Here is a 499-nt window from a genome sequence, read left to right as displayed (position 1 = left end):
CAGACAGCGGGACAGAGTGGTCATTCATTGCAGCGCTGGTTGCTGCTGCATAACGACTTTTTCCCGTTCAGGGTCGGGTTCTGTAGCAGCAGGTGTATGTACCGCAGACAGGGATCATCAAGTGACGGTCCTGACACCGACCGACGTATTGTGGACAACAGCGCGGTTGATGCCAGTACACTGGTATGTATGCGGTTCCGAATGGTCCGACCAGTGCGACAGTTCCTCCTCGAACAGCCGGTGCCACGCATCCGGGTACGCAGTCTTCGAGACGTTGACTGAGACGGTTGTCGCGGAAGGTGACTTGCCAGCCCGTGGCGAAACAAGCGTCCTGTTCTGGATAGTGGTCTCGATGGTAATGCGGCTCGACGACGAGAAATCCGTCTGTCCATCAAGCGAAAGGACAGAAAGGTAGACGCTGCCGCTTTCGGGAGTACACCGAAAGCCAGGTTTCCGTGAGACAACCAGTCCCTCCTCCTGAACCCGGTACACTGCACCG

At 56.9% G+C, this 499-nt stretch carries 1 pseudogene; it reads right to left on the bottom strand.

The features are described 5' to 3' along the window. Nucleotides 1-117: 117 nt before the first annotated feature. A pseudogene (locus C5B90_RS21140) lies at nt 118-499 on the bottom strand (hypothetical protein); the annotation flags it as partial.

The organism is Haloferax sp. Atlit-12N, assembly GCF_003383095.1.
Taxonomy (GTDB): Archaea; Halobacteriota; Halobacteria; order Halobacteriales; family Haloferacaceae; genus Haloferax.
The sequence above is the reverse complement of the archived record's forward strand: the minus strand, read 5'-3'. Positions and strand labels throughout refer to the sequence as shown.